The 20,270-nt window shown below is 34.5% G+C and carries 17 protein-coding genes and 4 tRNA genes; 3 read left to right on the top strand and 18 right to left on the bottom strand.

Annotation, left to right across the window (positions count from 1 at the left end):
- The first annotated feature begins 104 nt into the window (after positions 1-104).
- Genes M1R53_RS03455 through sdaAA form a run of 3 tightly spaced genes read left to right on the top strand, consistent with a single transcriptional unit; the run spans position 105 to position 3,601 of the window.
- Positions 105-2,066: a hypothetical protein gene (locus tag M1R53_RS03455; RefSeq protein WP_249243079.1), complete on the top strand. Its 1,962-nt coding sequence runs from the start codon at positions 105-107 to the stop codon at positions 2,064-2,066.
- Complete coding sequence (gene sdaAB, locus M1R53_RS03450; RefSeq protein ID WP_249243078.1) at positions 2,053-2,727, top strand: L-serine ammonia-lyase, iron-sulfur-dependent subunit beta; 675 nt, start codon at positions 2,053-2,055, stop codon at positions 2,725-2,727. The genes M1R53_RS03455 and sdaAB overlap by 14 nt, the downstream gene beginning before the upstream one ends.
- 1 nt (position 2,728) lies before the next feature.
- Positions 2,729-3,601 (top strand): L-serine ammonia-lyase, iron-sulfur-dependent, subunit alpha, encoded by an 873-nt coding sequence (gene sdaAA / locus M1R53_RS03445; protein WP_249243077.1) that lies wholly within the window; start codon positions 2,729-2,731, stop codon positions 3,599-3,601.
- 149 nt (positions 3,602-3,750) lie between these two features.
- On the opposite strand, the gene M1R53_RS03440 is transcribed toward sdaAA, so the two are convergent.
- From M1R53_RS03440 to M1R53_RS03355, 18 genes are all read right to left on the bottom strand, one after another.
- A tRNA-Leu gene (locus M1R53_RS03440) sits at positions 3,751-3,837 on the bottom strand.
- A gap of 77 nt (positions 3,838-3,914) precedes the next feature.
- On the bottom strand, positions 3,915-4,349 hold the full coding sequence (locus M1R53_RS03435) for a GTP pyrophosphokinase (protein ID WP_249243076.1): 435 nt from the start codon (positions 4,347-4,349) through the stop codon (positions 3,915-3,917).
- Between the two features lie 65 nt (positions 4,350-4,414).
- On the bottom strand, positions 4,415-4,714 hold the full coding sequence (locus tag M1R53_RS03430) for a YerC/YecD family TrpR-related protein (protein WP_019214736.1): 300 nt from the start codon (positions 4,712-4,714) through the stop codon (positions 4,415-4,417).
- Positions 4,715-4,739: 25 nt separating this feature from the next.
- A complete protein-coding gene (locus M1R53_RS03425; protein ID WP_249243075.1) occupies positions 4,740-6,410 on the bottom strand; it encodes a formate--tetrahydrofolate ligase in 1,671 nt (556 codons plus the stop codon).
- Between the two features lie 83 nt (positions 6,411-6,493).
- On the bottom strand, positions 6,494-7,792 hold the full coding sequence (locus M1R53_RS03420) for an NCS2 family permease (RefSeq protein WP_085840276.1): 1,299 nt from the start codon (positions 7,790-7,792) through the stop codon (positions 6,494-6,496).
- 10 nt (positions 7,793-7,802) lie between these two features.
- A complete protein-coding gene (gene purH / locus M1R53_RS03415) occupies positions 7,803-9,338 on the bottom strand; it encodes a bifunctional phosphoribosylaminoimidazolecarboxamide formyltransferase/IMP cyclohydrolase (protein ID WP_070598742.1) in 1,536 nt (511 codons plus the stop codon).
- A complete protein-coding gene (gene purN / locus M1R53_RS03410; RefSeq protein ID WP_249243074.1) occupies positions 9,319-9,933 on the bottom strand; it encodes a phosphoribosylglycinamide formyltransferase in 615 nt (204 codons plus the stop codon). Before purN ends, purH begins: the two co-directional genes overlap by 20 nt.
- The gene (gene purM, locus M1R53_RS03405; protein WP_249243073.1) at positions 9,915-10,955 is read right to left on the bottom strand and encodes a phosphoribosylformylglycinamidine cyclo-ligase; all 1,041 of its coding nucleotides are present in this window, start codon (positions 10,953-10,955) and stop codon (positions 9,915-9,917) included. The genes purN and purM overlap by 19 nt, the downstream gene beginning before the upstream one ends.
- Positions 10,956-10,963: 8 nt before the next feature.
- Positions 10,964-11,443, bottom strand: a complete 480-nt coding sequence (purE, locus tag M1R53_RS03400) for a 5-(carboxyamino)imidazole ribonucleotide mutase (RefSeq protein WP_070598739.1) — start codon at positions 11,441-11,443, stop codon at positions 10,964-10,966.
- A gap of 14 nt (positions 11,444-11,457) precedes the next feature.
- Positions 11,458-12,465: a copper amine oxidase N-terminal domain-containing protein gene (locus tag M1R53_RS03395; RefSeq protein ID WP_249243072.1), complete on the bottom strand. Its 1,008-nt coding sequence runs from the start codon at positions 12,463-12,465 to the stop codon at positions 11,458-11,460.
- 100 nt (positions 12,466-12,565) lie between these two features.
- Entirely contained in the window at positions 12,566-13,867 is a 1,302-nt protein-coding gene (hisS, locus tag M1R53_RS03390) for a histidine--tRNA ligase (protein ID WP_249243071.1), read from the bottom strand.
- A 1-nt stretch (position 13,868) separates the two neighbouring features.
- Positions 13,869-14,567, bottom strand: coding sequence for a DUF6873 family GME fold protein (locus M1R53_RS03385; RefSeq protein ID WP_249243070.1), 699 nt, complete (start codon positions 14,565-14,567; stop codon positions 13,869-13,871).
- 81 nt (positions 14,568-14,648) lie between these two features.
- Positions 14,649-14,722 (bottom strand) — tRNA-Cys (locus M1R53_RS03380).
- 7 nt (positions 14,723-14,729) lie between these two features.
- Positions 14,730-14,804 (bottom strand) — tRNA-Gly (locus M1R53_RS03375).
- 3 nt (positions 14,805-14,807) lie between these two features.
- Positions 14,808-14,883 (bottom strand) — tRNA-Phe (locus M1R53_RS03370).
- A 92-nt stretch (positions 14,884-14,975) separates the two neighbouring features.
- Positions 14,976-15,947, bottom strand: a complete 972-nt coding sequence (locus tag M1R53_RS03365; RefSeq protein ID WP_249243069.1) for a CPBP family intramembrane glutamic endopeptidase — start codon at positions 15,945-15,947, stop codon at positions 14,976-14,978.
- A gap of 7 nt (positions 15,948-15,954) precedes the next feature.
- On the bottom strand, positions 15,955-18,579 hold the full coding sequence (locus tag M1R53_RS03360; protein ID WP_249243068.1) for a valine--tRNA ligase: 2,625 nt from the start codon (positions 18,577-18,579) through the stop codon (positions 15,955-15,957).
- A 25-nt stretch (positions 18,580-18,604) separates the two neighbouring features.
- Positions 18,605-20,266 carry a ribonuclease J gene (locus tag M1R53_RS03355; RefSeq protein ID WP_249243067.1) on the bottom strand — a complete coding sequence of 554 codons (1,662 nt, stop codon included), beginning with the start codon at positions 20,264-20,266 and terminating at the stop codon, positions 18,605-18,607.
- Between the last annotated feature and the right edge of the window lie 4 nt (positions 20,267-20,270).

Genomic DNA, 20,270 nt, shown 5'->3' with positions numbered 1-20,270 from the left:
TCTATATATATTATACAACAAATTCATAAATATTTCTTCATAAATTGTAAAAAAAGCTTTATTTATACTATTATTTAGTATATAATATAGCAGAGGTGATTAATTTGTCAAAAAAATTATTCTCTTTTTTATTGCTTTTATCTTTAATCATTACAAGTATTAATGTTTATGCGAGCGAATCTACTAAAGAAAGTGAAGATCCTAATAAAACGGCGAGCTTTGTATTTAATTATGATTTAGCAATAAAAAATGTTAATATAGTTAATCCAGCTAGAAATGAAATTTTATATAAATATAATATTGCTATCAGCGGAGGAAAAATTAAACAGATTACTAAAGGCGAAGTTAAAGCCAACAGAGTGATAGATGGTGAAGGCGCAATGCTTCTAAGAGAGTTTATCGATATGGACAGCACTAACGCATCGCGTGATATTGACCTTATGAAATCTGCTGACGGTATAGGTAAAAGCGTTAGAACTAACACAGCTGATATCGACGCTTGGTCAAAGAGCGTTGAAGGCATCTTAACTACTAACGATTATCTATCAATAACAGATTCAGAAAGTATTAAAAAAGCTATACTTGAAGAAAATGAAAACAAATATGACGATAAAGCAATCAAACAAATCGTTGAAGCCATATTAAAGGAAAAAGAAGCAAAATCTGCTGGAGTTAAAATATCTATAGAGGAAGCGAATGATCTTAATCTTTTAATAAATACGATGAAATCTGTTAATGATGATGACTTTGTATATTATATTAAGCTTAGCAAAATCAAACACGAAAACATAATACAAACTGTAAATCAAATTATGGATATTATCAAAGATAGCAAAAATCATTTTGTCTTGTGCGATATGAATGACTTTGCTGGTCCAGATAAAATTTCTGCTATTAATAACTTGATAAATAAACATAACGAAGAACATGAAAATCTTTATTACACTTTTAATCCGTTCAAATACATTGTTTTAACAAATTATAAAGACAACATCGATGTGGTTAAAAAATATAATAATAATACATCAAAGCTTCAACTTGCAAGCTCAAATATGTTCTACCAAATTCATCAGTATAAGGACATAATCAATACTAAGGAAGATGTTATTATACACGACGCGCTTAACGACTCAGACATAGGCATTATGATTAAATCAAAATATTCGCTTATTGCAAGTAACCCAAATCTTGCAAATACATCGACTAAGCTCTACCCTGTCAATGTTAACTCATTTCTAGAGTATATCAGACTAGCAAGAGATTTAGACATAGACAGTATTGAGATAGCGAATAAATTAAGCTACATGCCATACAAAGTGCTTAATTTGGATAAATACATGAGTGCATCAACAATTGAAGTGGGTCAAAGCGCCTCATTCTTAACAATTGATGCAAAAAAAATCAGTATCAATTCAAATATTAACAGCGTTAAACCAAGTCTTGGCGTAAAATATCTTGTTCATAATGGCATAGTAACTTTTAATCACGGACAGAACAATCAAAATGGAGCTAAATCTTTTATTATAAATAATTTAGAAAAAACAGACGATATTAAAAAATTTGATATAAGTTATGAAACTGATGTCACAAAGAGCACCGCTCTTGAAAACGCATATATAATCGATGGAATTAAATATGTAAGTTTAGAAGAAATAATAAAACCACTAAATCTTGTTTATAAAAACGAGGCGAATGGTAAATATACTATTGGTAATTTAATTAATCTTGAGCTAGGCACAAACGAGGCTGGCTTAGGAGCTGAAAAAGTTCACTTAACAAAAGAAGCAATAACTTATAATAATACACTTATAATTCCTTTAGAAGATATAATGAAATTATTTCAAAACTATTTTAAATGTGATGTAAATGAAGATCACATAAGCATTAAGACTAGCAATAACTCAAAAATGCTAGACACAACAGATTCAGTTGAAAAAAAAGAAAGTACACCGCTAATAATTAAAGCAAGCTACATAATTATGTCATACATATTCTCAGCGTTAATTGTAGCCTTCGTATTAAATACATTAAAGAAGAAAAAGAGGAGAAAAAATGGAAAATTATAATTTAAAATCTATTTTAGGACCAATTATGATAGGTCCTTCAAGCTCACACACAGCTGGAGCAGCAAGATTAGGAAGGATTGCAATGAAGCTAGCACCAAAGGGATTCAAAAAAGTCTCTTTTTACTTACATGGCTCTTTTAGAGAGACATATAAAGGACACGGTACTGATAAAGCCATACTTGCAGGGGTTATGGACTTCTTCCCAGATAGTGAAGAAATTAAACACTCATTCGACATAGCAGAAGAAAGAGGTCTTGAGTATGAATTTATCAAGTCAGACCTTGGCTATGTTCATCCAAACACAGTTAAGATGGTCTTTCATTACGATGATCACGATGACTTCTACGTTCAAGGCAGCTCAATCGGCGGTGGAAGCATACTTATAAAAGATATCAATGGCGCTGACGTTGAATTCTCAGGAGAAAAACCTACTCTAGTTGCTAAGTACATTGACAAAAAAGGTATTATATCAAGAATCACAGCTACATTTGCAATATCAGGCATGAACATTGCCGATTTACATGTAGACAGAACTGGTAAAGTCGCTACACTTATATGCGAACTTGACTCTGACTTTGATGAAGCAACTATAAATGATATTAGTAGAATCGATGATTTCTTATTCGTTAAGTATTTAAACCCTGTTAAGGAGGATAATTAATATGTATACAAGCGCTTCAAGCATGATGGACGCATGCAAAGAACAAAATAAAAAAATATATGAATTACAACTACAAGAAGAGATGGAAGCTGAAGAGCTAAGTAAAGAAGATGTTTATGAGTACTTAAGAAAAACTTATGAAATTATGAAAAAATCAGCTACAGCTGGTCTTGAAACACCAATCATGTCAATGAGCGGAATGACTGGAAAAAACGCTTTTAAAGTTAATGAATATGCTGAAAGCGGCAATTCAGTATCTGGCTCGTTAATCAATAAGGCTATGGCAAGAGCTTTATCTACATCAGAAATAAACGCATCCATGGGTAGAATAGTTGCCGCTCCTACAGCAGGTGCATCAGGAATTTTGCCAGCAACACTAGTTACTATGCAAGAAGAATTTAATCATACAGACGAAGAAATATTTAATGCCCTACTAACAGCTTCAGCAGTTGGTGAGATAATCGCAGTTAACGCAACTATATCAGGTGCTGAAGGCGGATGTCAAGCAGAATGCGGTGCTGCCGCTGCGATGGCTGCTGCTGCAATCGTTGAACTAAAAGGCGGAAGCATAGAACAAATATTTACATCGGCAAGCTTTGCACTTAAAAACATCATGGGACTTATATGCGACCCAGTTTGTGGTCTTGTTGAATACCCTTGTAATTTAAGAAATGCATCAGGCGTTGTAAACGCAATCATATCAGCAGACCTTGCACTAGCAGGCGTTGAAGCACTAATACCTTTTGATGAAACAGTCGGCGCTATGGGTAATGTTGGTAAAGAACTACCAGTTGCACTAAAAGAAACAGCCATCGGTGGTATAGCTGGTACAGAAACAGCACAAAGATTATATGAAGAATTTTTAGATAAATAATTAAAATATTTTTTAGATACAAGATGAGCTCTCAATAACGAGAGCTCTTTTTTCTTTTAATTATATGAAAATAGATATGATTAACACTCAGTTAAAATTTGCACAAAAAAACAAGTAGCGCTTAACTACTTGTTTATAGAGTATAATATTGGTGCCGAAAGCGGGGGTCGAACCCGCACGGTATTGCTACCGCAGGATTTTGAGTCCTGTACGTCTGCCAATTCCATCATTTCGGCTTACCTATATATATTAACATACTTTAAAGTAAAAATCAAGAAAAAATATTTTAAATTCTTAATTTAATTAAAATAAATTATATATTATATTCCTCTGCATCTAAAAGTATTTTTCTCGCCTTTTCATACTTAGCAAATCTTTCTCTATCTTTCTCGGTAATTTCTTTAAGTCTTTTTAAATTCATATTATCCTTCAAATCAGATAGCTTAACTTTTCGTGCCAATGGATTCTTTTTAATTTTATCTATATAATCAAAATAATGAACAGACTTATCATGAGTTAGAGTTTTAAGCGCCTCCACTTGTTCTTCATCTAAAAAATTAAAATCACTTAGCTTATATTTATCGCTGTCTTCAATCACATCATGTAATAGGCCTATCACCTTTGCTCTTTTGTCTTTTATATTAAGAGATACTCTTAGTGGGTGTAAAAAATATGCCCCTCCTCCTTTATCTTTTTGACCTTTATGTGCTTTAAACATAATTATAAATGCTTTAAACCAATCAATCATATTGTACCCCCTAAAAAATTAATATATGTAAATAAATAAGGCTCCATAAAGGAGCCTTATTTATATTAGTCTTCTAAGCCTAATTTCTTGAATATTAACTTATAACCGTCAGCACCATAGTTAAGTGATCTGTTGATTCTTGAGATTGTTGCTGTTGAAGCGCCTGTTGCTACTTCGATTTCGTTGTAAGTTTTGTTTTCTTTAAGTTGTTTTGCTACTTCAAGTCTTTGAGCTATTGCTTGAATTTCTTTGATTGTGCAGATGTCTTCAAAGAATCTGTAGCATTCTTCCATTGTTTCTAGCGATAAGATTGCTTCGAAGAAGCCGTCTGTTTGTTCGCTTTTTAATTTTGAACTGTAAGCCATTTCTTTTCCCCCTCTATATTATTATTTAGAATAATCCTACAATTTCTCCTGATGGTAATATGTCAATGTTGTCTGCTGCTGGTACCTTTGGTAGACCTGGCATTGTCATTATGCTGCCTGTAAGTGCTATCAAGAATCCAGCGCCATTTGATACTTTTACTTCTCTAACTACTATGTGGAAGCCTTCAGGTCTTGCAAGTAAGTCTGGGTTATCAGATAATGAATATTGTGTCTTAGCAACGCAGATTGGCATCTTGTCTAAGCCTAATTTTTCTAAGTTCTTGACGTTCTTCATTGCTGGTACAGTAAATTCTACTCCGTCAGCTCCATAAACTTCTTTAGCGATTATTTCAAGTTTTTCTTTGATTGAAAGGTTAACATCGTATAATGGTTTGAAGTTTGCTTTGTCTTCATCGCATACTTTGATAACTTTTTCAGCTAGATCTAATGCTCCGTCTCCGCCTTTTGCGAATACTTCTGTAAGTGAGCATTCAACGCCCATCTTAGCTAATCTGTCTTCAATAAACTTAATTTCATTTTCAGTATCGCTTGGGAATCTGTTTATAGAAACTATAGCTGGTAGTCCGAATTTCTTAATATTTTCTATGTGTTTTTCAAGATTTGCAAAGCCTTTTTCAAGTGCCACTAAATCTTCTTTATCATAATTTTCTTTTGTAGCTCCACCGTGATGTTTTAAAGCTCTTATTGTAGCAACTATAACTGCTGCTGATGGTTTTAAATCACCAAATCTACATTTGATGTCTAAGAACTTTTCTGCTCCTAGGTCAGCGCCGAAGCCTGCTTCAGTAACTGTGTAATCAGCTAGCTTCATACCAAGTTTTGTTGCCATAATTGAGTTACAACCGTGAGCGATATTAGCAAATGGTCCACCATGGATTAGTGCTGGTGTATTTTCAAGTGTTTGTACTAAGTTTGGCATGATAGCGTCTTTCATAAGTAATGTTACTGCACCTTGTGCCTTGATGTCTTTAACATAAACTGGTGATCCGTCACGTCTATAAGCGATAATTACTCTTGATACTCTTTCTTTAAAGTTTTCAAGACTAGTTGATAGACATAATATAGCCATGATTTCTGAAGCTACTGTTATGTCAAAGCCGTCTTCTCTTGGATAGCCATTAGGTTTTCCGCCTAGACCAACTATAACGTTTCTTAAAGCTCTGTCGTTTAAGTCAACGCATCTCTTCCAAACAACTCTTCTTATATCTATGCCTTGTTCATTGCCTTGATGAATGTGGTTGTCTAACATAGCTGAGATTAAGTTGTTAGCTGATGTTATTGCGTGGAAGTCTCCTGTGAAGTGTAGGTTTATATCGGCCATAGGAACTACTTGTGCATAGCCGCCGCCTGCTGCTCCGCCTTTAACACCAAATGATGGTCCTAATGATGGTTCTCTTAGAGCTGAGATAGCTTTTTTACCTAATTTGTTTAAAGCCATTGATAAACCGATGTTAACAGTTGTCTTTCCTTCACCTGCTGGTGTTGGGTTGATAGCTGTAACTAAGATAAGTTTACCATCTTTTTTGTCTTTTAGTTTGTCAAAAACTCTTAGGTCTACCTTGGCTTTGTAGTGACCATATTGTATTAAGTCCTCATCATCAATATTTAAGTGTGCCGCGATTTCTGTTATGTCTTTCATTTTTGCTTCTTGAGCAATTTGTACGTCTGTTTTCATTTGTACCTCCTTTATAATATTGTAAATTTATTTTATACTCTACAGTATTATATATACCACATTTAACGATTTAATAAACTAATTTATACTATAAATATATATCTTAATACAAATAATATCGAAAGTATCCACATAAGTGGAGAAACTTCTTTATATCTGCCAGCAATTGTCTTTAATACTGTGTAGCTAATCATACCAAAGAAGATACCTTCAGCGATGCTATATGCAAATGGCATCATAGCTATAGTTAAGAATGCTGGGATTGCTTCTGTATAATCTCTAAAATCTATATCCATGATTGGTTCCATCATGAACATACCAACAGTAATAAGTGCTGGAGCTGTTGCTGCTGCTGGTACTAGTGTAAATATTGGTGCGATGAATAATGCTAATAAGAACATAACTGCTGTTGTTAGTGATGTTAAACCAGTTCTTCCGCCTTCAGCTACACCTGCTGATGATTCAACAAATGTTGTTACTGTTGAAGTACCAAGCATTGAACCAACTACTGTACCTACTGAGTCAGCGAAGAAAGCCTTACTTACTCTAGGTAATTTGCCATCTTTATCAAGCATATTTGATTTTGATGCAACACCAGCTAGTGTACCTACTGTATCGAACATATCTACGAATAAGAATGTTAATACTGCCATAAACATTTGTGTTGAGAAAACTTGTGAAAAATCAAATTTAAATGCTATCGGTTCAACTGATGGTGGTAGTGAGAATATTTTAAATCCTTCAGGTATTGTTGTTATTCCCATAGGAATACCGATGATTGTTGTTAAAATAATTCCAAGTAATAATGCGCCTTTAACTTTTCTAATTACTAGTATAAATGTAATTAATAAACCAATAAGTGCTAATAATGCTGTGCCTTCTTTAATGTTTCCTAGTCCAACGATTGTTCCTTCAGGGTGAACTATTATGCCTGATCCTGATAGACCGATTAGAGAAATGAATAAGCCTATACCTACTGAAACTGCTTTTTTTAGTGTCAATGGTATAGCGTCGAAAATTACTTCTCTTCCTTTGAAAAATGATAGAGCGATAAATATAATACCTTCTATCAATACAGCTGTTAATGCAAATTCCCAAGAAAGTCCTTGGTTAGCTACTACAGAGTATGCAAAATATGCATTAAGGCCCATGCCTGGTGCTAAAGCGAATGGATATTTAGCGTATAATGCCATGATTAATGTAGCGATTGCTGCTGATAGTGCTGTCGCTGTAAAAATTGCGTTTTGATCCATGCCTGTTGATCCTAAAATAATTGGGTTTACTACTAGGATGTATGCCATAGTCATAAATGTAGTAATACCGGCAACTATCTCGGTTCTTGTGTTTGTTCCGTTTTTCTTTAATTCAAAAAACTTCTCCATTTTTTACCTCCTAATGTCTAAAATGTCTCATATGAGTAAATATCATTGCTATATTGTGTTCGTTGCAGCACTTTATAACGTCTTCGTCTGCTACTGATCCGCCCGGTTGAATTATGGCTGTAACGCCTTGTTTTGCAAGTAATTCAACTGAGTCTGTGAATGGGAAGAAAGCATCTGATGCAAGCACTGCTCCTTTTGCCTTGTCTCCCGCCATCTTAACTGATCTTTCTACAGTGAAGAATCTGTTTACACTGCCAAGACCTATGCCGACTGTAGCTGAGTCTTTTGCAAGTAGTGTTGCGTTTGACTTGCAGTTCTTAACTACTTTCCATCCAAATTTAAGGTCTTCTATTTCTTTTTCTGTTGGTTTTCTATCAGTAACGCATTCAAAGTCTTCAAAAAGTTCTGTATCTCTGTCTTGAAGTATCATTCCAGATAATACCTTTTTCATATCCTTTGATGTATACTCATTATTTGTAATATTTTCAATTGTTAATATTCTTCTGTTTTTCTTTTTGTCTGTTAATATTTTAAATGCTTCTTCTGTATATGATGGAGCCATGATTACTTCTAAGAAGATGTCTCTCATCTCTTCAGCTGTTTCGGCGTCAATCTCTCTATTTGATGCTATGATGCCACCAAAGATTGATTGGTCGTCACAGTCACGAGCCTTTCTAAATGCTTCAGCTAAAGTATCTGCTGAACCAACGCCACATGGGTTTGTGTGCTTAACGGCAACTATTGTTGGTTTTTCTGTAAACATCTTTAATGTTTCAAGTGCGCCATTAGCATCGTTAATATTATTAAATGATAATTCCTTGCCATGTAATTGCTTTGCTGATACTAAAGAGCCTTCTTCAACTTTTGACTCTTTATAGAAAGCTGCTTTTTGATGTGGGTTTTCGCCATATCTAAGTGAACTAATCTTCTTGTAGCCCTTAGTATAATACTCAGGAAAATCAATTCCTTCTTTTTTATTAAAGTAAGCAGCAATTAGTGAGTCATAATAAGCTGTGTAGTTAAATACTTTTCCAGCAAGATACTCTCTTGTCTTTAGTGATGTTTCTTTATTTTCTTTTAGTTCTTTTAATACTAGATCAAAATCGCTTGGATCCATGATAACTGTCACGAATTTATAGTTTTTAGCAGCCGCTCTAATCATAGATGGTCCGCCTATATCTATCTTTTCGATAATTTCTTCGTGAGTTTTGCTTGGGTCATTAACATATTCTTCGAATGGATATAGATTGTTAACTATGATGTCAATATCTGATATATTCATCTTTTTAACAAAGTCCTTATCCTCTTCTAAGTCTCTTCTATAAAGTATACCGCAGTGAATGTATGGATTTAATGTCTTTACTCTGCCATCTAAACATTCTGGAAAATTAGTTACTTCAGTAACTTCTTCTACTTTTAAGCCAGCGTCTATGAGTTTTTTATAAGTTCCACCAGTTGAAATTATACCGTAGCCTAAATTTTCAAGCTCTTTAGCAAATTCAACGATGCCTGTTTTGTCATAAACGCTAATCAATGCTTTTTTCATTAATTTTGCCCCCTATTATTTTATTTATCGCTTCAATCAAAATTTTGTGTTCTATCTCATTTAAAATCTTCTTTTGCAAAGATTCTGCCGTTTCGTCCTCAGCTAGCTTGATTTTTCTTTGTATAATAATTTTGCCCGTATCTGTTCCTTCATCAACAAAATGAACTGTAGCTCCAGAGTACTCATCGCCTGCTTTTATAACGCTCTCATGAACTTTCATGCCCCAAAAACCATCGCCGCAATGCTTTGGTATTAGTGATGGATGTATGTTGATGATTTTGCCTCTATACTTTTGTATAAATTCATGCGATAAAATCTTTAAGTATCCTGCAAGTACGATTAAATCTGGCTCGTACTTATCAAGTACTTCTACGATTGCGTGATTAAATTCATCGCTGTCAGCATATTTTTTAATACTAAAGTAGTAGGTATCAATACCATTGTCCTTAGCTCTTTCTTGTGCATAGGCAACTTTTCTATCGCTTATAAGACAAACTATCTCAGCATCAAGCTTTTTTTCTTTAACCGCATCAATTATGGCTTGAAAATTCGTGCCAGAACCTGATGCTAGAACGGCTATTTTAAATTTAGACATATCTTTTCCTTAGTTTCTTTTTCTTCAATATGGCCTAGTAATATATAATCTTCGCCATGTTTCTTAAGAAGTTCTTCAGTTTTTGCTAATTCGTCCTTAGATACAGCAAATACCATGCCTATACCCATATTGAATGTACCGAACATTTCTTCTATATGAACGTCAGCCCAAGTCATTAAATATTTGAAAATTTGTGGTATTTCATAATCTTTTAGATCTATAACAGCTGTGTAGCCGTCTTTAATCATTCTAGGAATGTTTTCATAGAAGCCACCACCTGTTATGTGTGAGATTGCCTTAACATTAACATGTTCGATGATATCCATCATTGGATCGTAATAAATTCTTGTTGGTGTAAGTAATACATTTAGTAAAGTATCGTCAAGTCCGTCATATTTTTTGTTTACATCAACTTTATCATTATCAAAAATAATTTTTCTAACTAGTGAAAAACCATTTGAGTGAACACCACTTGATCTAAGACCGATGATAACGTCACCATCTTCAATCTTTGAGCCATCTATAATTTTATCTTCATTTACTACACCTACAGCAAAACCAGCTATATCGTACTCGCCTTCCCCGTAGAAGCCTGGCATTTCAGCTGTTTCTCCGCCTATAAGCGCAGCATGACTCATTTTGCATCCCTCAGCAACACCTGAGACTATCTCAGCCATCTTTTCAGGGATAAGCTTAGATGAAGCGATGTAATCAAGGAAGAAAAGTGGTTCAGCGCCTTGGCAAATGATGTCGTTAACACACATTGCCACAGCGTCTATACCGATTGTGTCGTGCTTATCTAAGATAAATGCAAGCTTTAATTTTGTTCCTACACCATCTGTACCGCTTACTAATACTGGTTTATCATATTTTTTAAGATCTATCTTGAATAAACCTGAAAAATTTCCTATATCGTTTAAAACTCCGTCTCTGTTTGTAGATTTTATAAGGCTCTTGATAAGTTTTACTTCTTCGTAGCCCTTAGTCTTATCTACACCAGCGTCTTTATATGTTAATCCCATAGCTCTACCTACTTATTAAGTTCTGCATCGATTTTAACGATGTCATCTCTCATCTTAACTTTGTAGTCTTCAAGTTTCTTAGCAAGTTCATCGTATTTGATGGCTAAAATTTGAACAGCTAGTATCGCTGCGTTTTCTGCGCCATTGACAGCAACTGTAGCAACTGGAACGCCCTTAGGCATTTGAACAATTGAAAGAAGTGAATCAAGTCCATCCATTAAAGAGCTCTTTACAGGAACTCCTATAACTGGTAGAGTACTAAGTCCTGCTATGACTCCTCCTAAGTGTGCAGCCTTACCTGCAAATGTTATAATTGCCTCGATACCATTGTTTTTTGCGTTTTTAGCAAAATCAAATGCTACTTCTGGTGTTCTGTGAGCTGAGATAACCCTTGTCTCATACTCAACCCCAAAATCATCAAGTACTTTTTGTGATTTTTCAACAACCTCTTTATCAGAGATGCTGCCCATTACTAATGCAACCTTCATATAATTACACTCCTTTAATTAAAATATTTTAAATATTCCTCATTTATATAAAATTTTAGGTCCTCGCTTCTAACGTAGTGAGATCCTATATTGGAACTTCCAATCGTATCCTTGTAATAATACAAGATTATAGAATTATCAACGATATAATAATTCTTGATATTATTTCTAATGCTGTTCTTTTCTTCTTCAGTCTTAGTTAAATCCTCAAGTATCGTCTCTCTAACATTTTGATCTTTTTTAATTAAATCTTCATATTTAATCTCTTCAGCACTATTGAAGTTAAAAGTTTTTGTATAAAATTCGCTGTTTGTAGAATCATCATTGTAAACACTATTGATATAAAAACATAAAGATACTAATCTCTCGTCAGACCTTGCTATATCATAAGTAAAATACATCTTCTTAAGATTAGCATCATTCTTAGCTTTTTCAACGTGCTCGTCAACAAATTTTTTGATTTGCTCATTAATATTATTTCTATAAGCTCTTTTTACATCTTCAGTGCTGAAAAATACTGGATAAGCAAGGCTGTACTTAGCTTCGTTCACTATACCAGTCTTTATGCCATCAATCGCATTTCTTATATAAATTGTATCAGCGACTACAAATGTATCATAATCAAGTAAATAGTACAATACGTCTATAGGTAGATACATCTTCATATCTACGAGCACAGGAGCATAATCAAGCTCGATCTTATTATTATTTGATGTAATATAATTTTTCGATCCAAGCTTAACCTTTATATTCTTTATACCTTTTTTGAAATAGCAAGACTTGTCCTCGCCGTTCCAATATATATCAAAGTTTAGCTTTGTAAATACCTCTCTTGCTGGTATGAATAAAGCTTTCGCTGCGTCCTTCTTAGCTCCTTGTATTTCGAGAACTTTATCCTCGAAATCAGAGTTAACTAGGCCAGATATTTTATTTATTTTTGACTCATCAATATTTTTTGCATAAGAATTAAAACTCATGAAAAACATAAGAGCAGATAAAACTATTAATAAAAGTTTTTTCATCATACCACCTCAAAATTATTATACCACAAAAGACCTGCTACATTCAAGTAGTACTTTAACAAATGTAAAAATCCCTATACTTATTCGTATAGGGATTGATTTATTTTATTAAAGTTTTCAATTCGTCTATGCTAATGCTTATATTCTCTTTACTATTAAGGTCTCTTACTGACAATTTCTTATTCTCAAGCTCTTCTTGTCCTAGGAAGATGATATAGTCAAAGCTATAGCTTTCGGCAAAATCAAAAATTTTCTTCATCTTCATCTTGGAGTAAAGTACTTCAGAGTTAGCGCCTAGCTCATGTAATTCATTTAACACGCTTATGGCGTAGCTCATGTCAATATCAAGTGGAGCGACCAAGAAAGATTTTTCTTCACTTTCAAATTTTGGAAGAATGTTCTTTTCACTCAATTGGAAGAATAATCTTGTTAATCCGATGGATATACCAACGCCTGGAAGCTCTCTCTTTGAGTAGAACTGAGTAAGATTTTCATAGCTACCGCCGCCAGCGACGCTGCCAAGCTCCTTGTAATCATCAAGAACAGTCTCAATAACAGTTGATGTGTAATAATCAAGTCCTCTTTGTAATTTTAAAGTGAATTTATAATTATTTTTATCAACATTAAATAATTTGATATTTTCCAAAACTTCTTTCATCTCAGCAAGACCTTTTAAGAAAATTTCGTTATCAATACCAAGCCCTTCCAAGTGAGCGATAGTCTCTTCATTTGTTCCTTCAAACTCGATTAAATCTATAATATTTTTAACAGAATCCGCCTTTATACCTTGATTAATAAGAAGCTCCTCAAGGCTATCTCTTCCAATCTTGTCATATTTATCAAGCGCACGAACAGCCTCTACAGTATCTTCAACACCTTGACTCTTTAAGAAACCATTCATGATATTTCTATTGTTAATCATGATAGTGAATTTATCAAAACCAAACTTTCTAAATATAATACTGATGATTTTAACAAGCTCTGCATCATAGAATTTTGAAAGCTTTTCGTCGCCTATGATATCGCAGTCACATTGGTAAAACTCTCTGTATCTACCCTTTTGGTTCCTCTCGCCCCTATAAACCTTGGCAATTTGATATCTTTTGAATGGAAATTTAAGCTCATGCTCATGCATACTAACATATCTTGCAAGAGGCACGGTCAAATCAAAGCGCAAAGATGTCTCAGTCGATGTATTTGCAATATTATAAATTTGCTTTTCAGTTTCGCCGCCGCCCTTAGCAAGAAGTATCTCAGTCTTCTCCAAAGCAGGCGTATCAATAGGTAAAAATGCGAAAAGTTCATAAGTTTCTCTAATTATGTCCTTCATTTTATTAAAAATCAATTGCTCATGAGGTAAAAGTTCCATAGTACCCGGCAATATCGATGGTTTTACTATCATATTATTCCTCCATAATCATCAAAGTTCCTATATCAAATATATCATATTCCGTCAAATAAATCAATTCTTTATTGATTTCTCGTGCAAATTCTTCCAAGCGAATCCTATTAGCCTCGCTAATAATTTTACCCGTTAAAAATATCTTATCACGCGCATATCCACTTGCTCCGCCTATAAATCCATAGTCATAATCTTTAATCTTTACAAAACCCTTGTCTAGCAAAATGCATTTTTTGCCCAAAGATTTTATAATTTCATATAAATATTTGTCATCACTTGCAAAATATTCGCTTCCTATGTCAATCACAGAGCATTTCACATAGCCTTGAGACGAATTAATAATTTTATTATCATCAAAACGTTTTATTATGGCATCAGCACAAACAGCTTTCTTGCAAATCAAGTGCTCACCTACACGAAGCGAATTAAACTTAACATCACATGGATATTTTTCATGAGAATCTTCATTTGCATTGATGATTTTTATCTTAGTCCCTTTAAAAATTTCATTATAATAATCAAACGATTCGCGGCTCGCAAATAAAGTCTCTTCATCATATTTAAAAAGCGACATATCAGGATGAGTCTTGACCGCCCCTTTCAAAATTTTGCTCTCAAACGATGGATAGACTTTTATATTAAATTCACTAAGCTTATCTCGAAGAATATCGTAATAAGCGCTGTCAACTATAGCAATCATTTAATCACCTAAGATAATTATATCACAAAAAGCATTTTAGGCGCAAAAAAAGAAGCGTGCTTCAAACACGCTTCAAGTTTGTGGAGGCGGCAACCAGATTTGAACTGGTGGTCAAGGTTTTGCAGACCTGTGCCTTACCACTTGGCTATGCCGCCAAAAAAATGGAGCGGAAAACGAGATTCGAACTCGCGACCCTCGCCTTGGCAAGGCGATGCTCTACCACTGAGCCATTTCCGCAAGTGGTGCCCAGAGCCGGGATCGAACCAGCCACACGTAGATTTTCAGTCTACTGCTCTACCGACTGAGCTATCTGGGCACACTAGTCAGCTCATGCTGACTAGTCTATGATACTATAAATTGATTTAATTGTCAAGACTTTTTTAATATTTATTTAAGTTTTTCTTAATATTATAAGCTTAAATTTTTTATCATGCCTAGTGACATAAGTAGAGGCAATCCTGCCATGATGACCCAAATCAGTATATTAAAGGCAAGTGGCAAGTATGAAAACTTTGTTTCTTCTGTATCCATTGTGCAATCTGTTTCTTCTGTCACTTCTTTTGTCTTCATTTTTGATAAAACTCTATATAGTACAAAAATTATGACTATGGCTATGAGTACCATGAAGATGCCTTGTAAAAGACTTATGTTTAAATCTGCTTCGCCAAGTGTTAGTACGTTCATATCGCTAGCTGATGCGCTATCTAGCAAATCTTTTTGGAATATGCTAAGTATAACTGAGCAGGTATTGAATGTGAAGTGGCCTAGCATTGACGAGTAAAGTGAATTTGTTTTTTCGTTTAAAACTGAAAATACGTATCCAAGTATGAATGGCGCGACTATGTTGAATGGATTCACATGCATTAGCATAAATAATAATGCTGTGTAAAAGTATGTGAATTTTCTTCCCTTTGATTTTTTGGCTGGTGCGCTTAGTAGGCCTCTTACGAAAAATTCTTCGCAAATGGCTGGTAGCACGCCTATAATTAAAACGCTGTATATACTTGATAGTCCGCCTGATTTGACATTGATTTGAGGCACTCTTACCTCGCCAAATAGGCTATAGAACTTGATTAAAAGTGCCGAGCTTATTCCAACTAGTGGATAAACTAAAAGTGTTAAAAGTACTGATGTAAGTGCTTCTTTGCCTGTGATTTTATTTAGTCTAAAATATCTTTTGAAATTAACTTTCTTTTGCTTAACATAAACTAAGACTGGAACTAAAAGTATCAGCACTTCGCCTGCGAATAAACCTAGGTAAAGGTCTACTGTTTGAAGCATTGAGCCTAGGAAGATGTATGCAATAAAAAGTACTGTATATAGCCACGAAGCTTTATTGATGTCTATACCGGTTTTGTTTAATTTATTTTCTTTATACATCTCTCACCTACTTTAGTTCTTCTAGTCTCTTTATAGTTTTATCTAATAAGTCTTTGTAATTTTCTAGTTTTTCTTTCTCTTTGTCAACAACATCTTTTGGTGCTTTGCTAACAAATTTTTCATTCGAAAGTTTTTTCTCAAGTCTTTCTACTTCAAAATCTAATTTTTCTTTTTCTTCCTTAAGTCTTTGTTTTTCTTTTTCAAAATCTATTAACTCGTTTAATGGGAAGAAAATTTCCGCATTTGTCATCATTATCGATGTGAAATCTTTGTTTATGGCATCCTTATTATCAAGTATAGTTATCTTATCTATATGTTCAAGGTCTTTAAAATAATTAGCACTGTCGCTATAAAGTTTTCCTGCCGCTTCATCGTTTGGATATACAAGCATAGAGAAATGTTTTGATGGCTCGATATTCATATCTGTCTTCATCTTTCTAATTGCTTTGATAGCATTTTTGATTAGTTCTAAATCATTAAGCTCTTCTTCGTAATATTTTATATCCTTTGGCCAATCGCTGATGATTAGTGGAGTCTTTCTATTTGGTAAGTAGCTCCAAATCTCTTCTGTAATAAATGGCATGAATGGATGAAGTATCTTTAATATATTTTCTAAGATATATAAAATAACGTTTTGTGCGTTAATATTGTCTCTATCGTATAATCTTGTCTTAACAAGTTCTATATACCAGTCGCAGAAGTCCTCCCAAATAAAGTCCTGTACCTTAGCAGCTGCTATACCTATCTCGTACTTGTCAAGGTTATTGTTAATTTCATCTACAACAGTTTTTAGTCTTGAGATGATCCACTTATCTTCTCTTTCTAATTTGTCATAGCGGGCGCTATAGTCATCTCTATCATCAAGGTTCATAAGAACAAATCTTGATGCGTTCCATAATTTATTGGCAAAATTCCTTTGTGGCTCAACTTTTTTAACGCTATATTTAATGTCATTACCTGGAGCGTTATTTGTTATAAGTGAGTATCTTAGCGCATCGGCGCCATATTCACTAATTACTTGTAGTGGGTCAATGCCGTTACCTAGTGACTTACTCATCTTTCTGCCTTGTACGTCTCTGATAAGACCTGTTAATAAAACGTCTTTGAATGGTACTTCGCCTGTTTGTTCTAAGGATGAGAATATCATTCTACTTACCCAGAAGAATATAATGTCATAGCCTGTTACTAATAGGTCTGTTGGGAAAAATCTCTTGTAATCATCTGAGTCTGTGTCTGGCCAGCCAAGTGTTGAGAATGGCCAAAGTGCTGATGAGAACCAAGTGTCAAGTGTGTCTTCATCTTGTCTTAGATGTTCTGAACCGCACTTGTCGCACTTTTCTGGTTTTTCCTTACTCACGATGTATTCACCGCAGTCGTCGCAATAATAAACTGGAATCCTGTGTCCCCACCATAATTGACGTGAAATACACCAATCTCTGATGTTTTCAAGCCAATTTTCATAAATTTTACCAAATCTTTCAGGAATTATATTTACTTTGTTTTCTCTATATGCTTCGAGCGCTTTTTTAGCCATCTCTTCCATCTTAACGAACCATTGAAGTGAAGCTAGTGGCTCGATGATGGTATTGCATCTTTCGCAGTGACCAACAGAGTTTTCGTGTTTTTCTACCTTTACTAGTAGGCCTTGTTCGTCAAGGTCTTTGATTATTCTCTCTCTTGCTTCGTATCTATCTAGTCCTTTGTAAGCGTAGCCATTTTCATTAATTTTAGCATCTTCATCTATAACGATTAGTTGGCCAAGATTGTGTCTAGCGCCTACTTCGAAGTCGTTAGGGTCATGTGATGGTGTAATCTTAACGCAGCCTGTACCGAAGGATGAATCAACGTATTCATCAGCAATAACAGGTATTTGTCTATCTGTTAATGGTAGATCAAGTGTTTTGCCAACTAAATCAGTATATCTTTCATCGTCTGGATTAACAGCTACTGCTAAGTCACCTAAAAGTGTCTCTGGTCTAGTAGTTGCAATAGTTACAAAGCCAGTCTTGTCTGAGTATGGGTACTTTATATACCACATCTTTCCTTCTTGTGGCTCATGTATAACTTCAGTATCTGATACAGCTGTATGACAATGTGGGCACCAGTTAACTATCCTCATGCCTCTATAAATATAATCTTTTTTGTATAATCTTTCAAAAACTTCGTAAACAGCTTTTGTTAAGTGCTCATCAAGCGTAAAGCTATCACGAGACCAATCACATGATGAACCTAATTTTTTTAGCTGCTCTTTGATATTTCCGCCGTACTTATGAGTCCAGTCCCAAGCTTCTTCCAAAAATTCTTCTCTTGTTAAATCGCTCTTCTTAACGCCTTCTTTTTTAAGCTTTTCAACTACTTTTGCTTCAGTAGAAATGGATGCGTGATCAGTTCCCGGTAGCCAAAGTGCGTTGTAGCCTTGCATTCTCTTGTATCTGATAACTATATCTTGAATTGTGCCATTAAGTGCATGACCAAGGTGAAGGTTACCTGTTACATTTGGTGGCGGCATAACAATGGTAAAAGACTCTTTACTATCATCAGTACTTGGCTTAAAGTACTCATTGTCCATCCAAAATTTATAAATATTATCTTCAAAATCAGCTGGATTATATGATTTTTCTAAATTCTTCATAGTTCCTCCTAGTGTAAAATTTATATTATACCTCCATAATTACAGGAAGTATCATAGGATTTCTCTTCATAGTTTGATATATATACTTCTTCAAACTGTCTCTAATTGCATTTTTGATGCTTGACCAGTCTGATATATGTCTTCTTTGACAATCTTCGATAGCAAGAACAACCTTGTTCTTTGCTTCTTCCATCAGATCATCTGCTTCTCTAACATAGACAAAGCCTCTGGAGATGATGTCTGGTCCAGCTATAGTTGAGCCGTCTTCTTTGCTTAATGTTAACACTACTATGATTAAACCGTCTTCAGATAAATGTTTTCTATCTCTTAAAACGATGTTACCAACATCACCAACGCCAAGACCATCGACCAAAACATTGCCAGATGTGACTTCATCAACAATTTCTGCCTTTCTCTTGTCAAGTTCAAGCACATCGCCGTTTTTCATGATGAAAATATTCTTAGGGTTCATGCCCATGCTCTCTGCAAGTGAAGCGTGTATCTTAAGATGTCTTTGTTCGCCATGAACTGGAATAAAATATCTTGGCTTAATAAGTGAGTGTATTAGCTTAAGCTCTTCTTGACAAGCGTGTCCTGAAACGTGTATCTCTCCAAGTGATTCGTATATAACCTTTGCGTCAAGCTCTATAAGCTTGTTAATTACCTTTGAAATGGCATTTTCATTGCCTGGTATTGGATGAGCTGAAAGTATGATTAAATCATTTGGTGTAAGCTGAATTTTTCTGTGCTCGTTATAAGCAATCCTTGTAAGTGCACTCATTGGCTCACCTTGAGAACCCGTTGTTATTATACAAAGCTCTCTGTCATCGTACTTATTCATCTTATTTATATCAATAAGACTTGAGTCTTTAACTCTTAAGTAGCCTAAATCTTTAGCGACATTAACGTTGTTTATCATAGATCTGCCTGATAAAACTATCTTTCTGCCATGTTTTTCAGCCGCTTCAATAATTTGTTGTATTCTTTGTATATTTGATGCAAATGTCGCAACTATGATTCTATTCTCAGTATACTCGTGGAAAATGGTTCTAAATGTCTCGCCAACTACTCTTTCACTTAGAGTATAGCCCTTTCTTTCAACGTTTGTACTCTCTGCCATTAAGCAAAGAACTCCTTTATCGCCAAGCTCAGCAAATCTGTTTAAGTCATTGACGCCACCCATGATTGGTGTAAAGTCAATCTTAAAGTCACCTGTATGAACTATAACGCCTGCAGGTGTGTGAAATGCTAGTGCCGCTGAGTCAGGTATACTATGGCATTGTCTAATAAATTCAACAACAATCTTACCTAATCTAACCTTATCATTAAAGTTCACAACGTGCATCTTTGGTTTTAAATTGTGTTCCTTTAATTTATTTTCTAGTAGTCCTAAAGTTAGTCTAGTACCATAAATAGGCACATTTATCTTCTTTAAGACGTATGGTATAGCTCCTATGTGGTCCTCGTGACCGTGTGTTAGGACTATACCTTTAATTCTCTCTTTATTTTTTTCTAAATATGTGATGTCTGGAATTACGATATCCACGCCCAGCATCTCGTCCTCTGGAAATGTCATACCGCAATCGCATATAACTATATCGTTATCACATTCAATAAGAGTAATGTTCTTTCCGATCTCATTAAGGCCTCCCAGCGGGATAATCCTTAGTTTGTTACTCTTTAACATCTTT

Source organism: Fenollaria massiliensis (assembly GCF_023347705.1).
Classification (GTDB): domain Bacteria; phylum Bacillota; class Clostridia; order Tissierellales; family Peptoniphilaceae; genus Fenollaria; species Fenollaria massiliensis.
The sequence above is the reverse complement of the archived record's forward strand: the minus strand, read 5'-3'. Positions and strand labels throughout refer to the sequence as shown.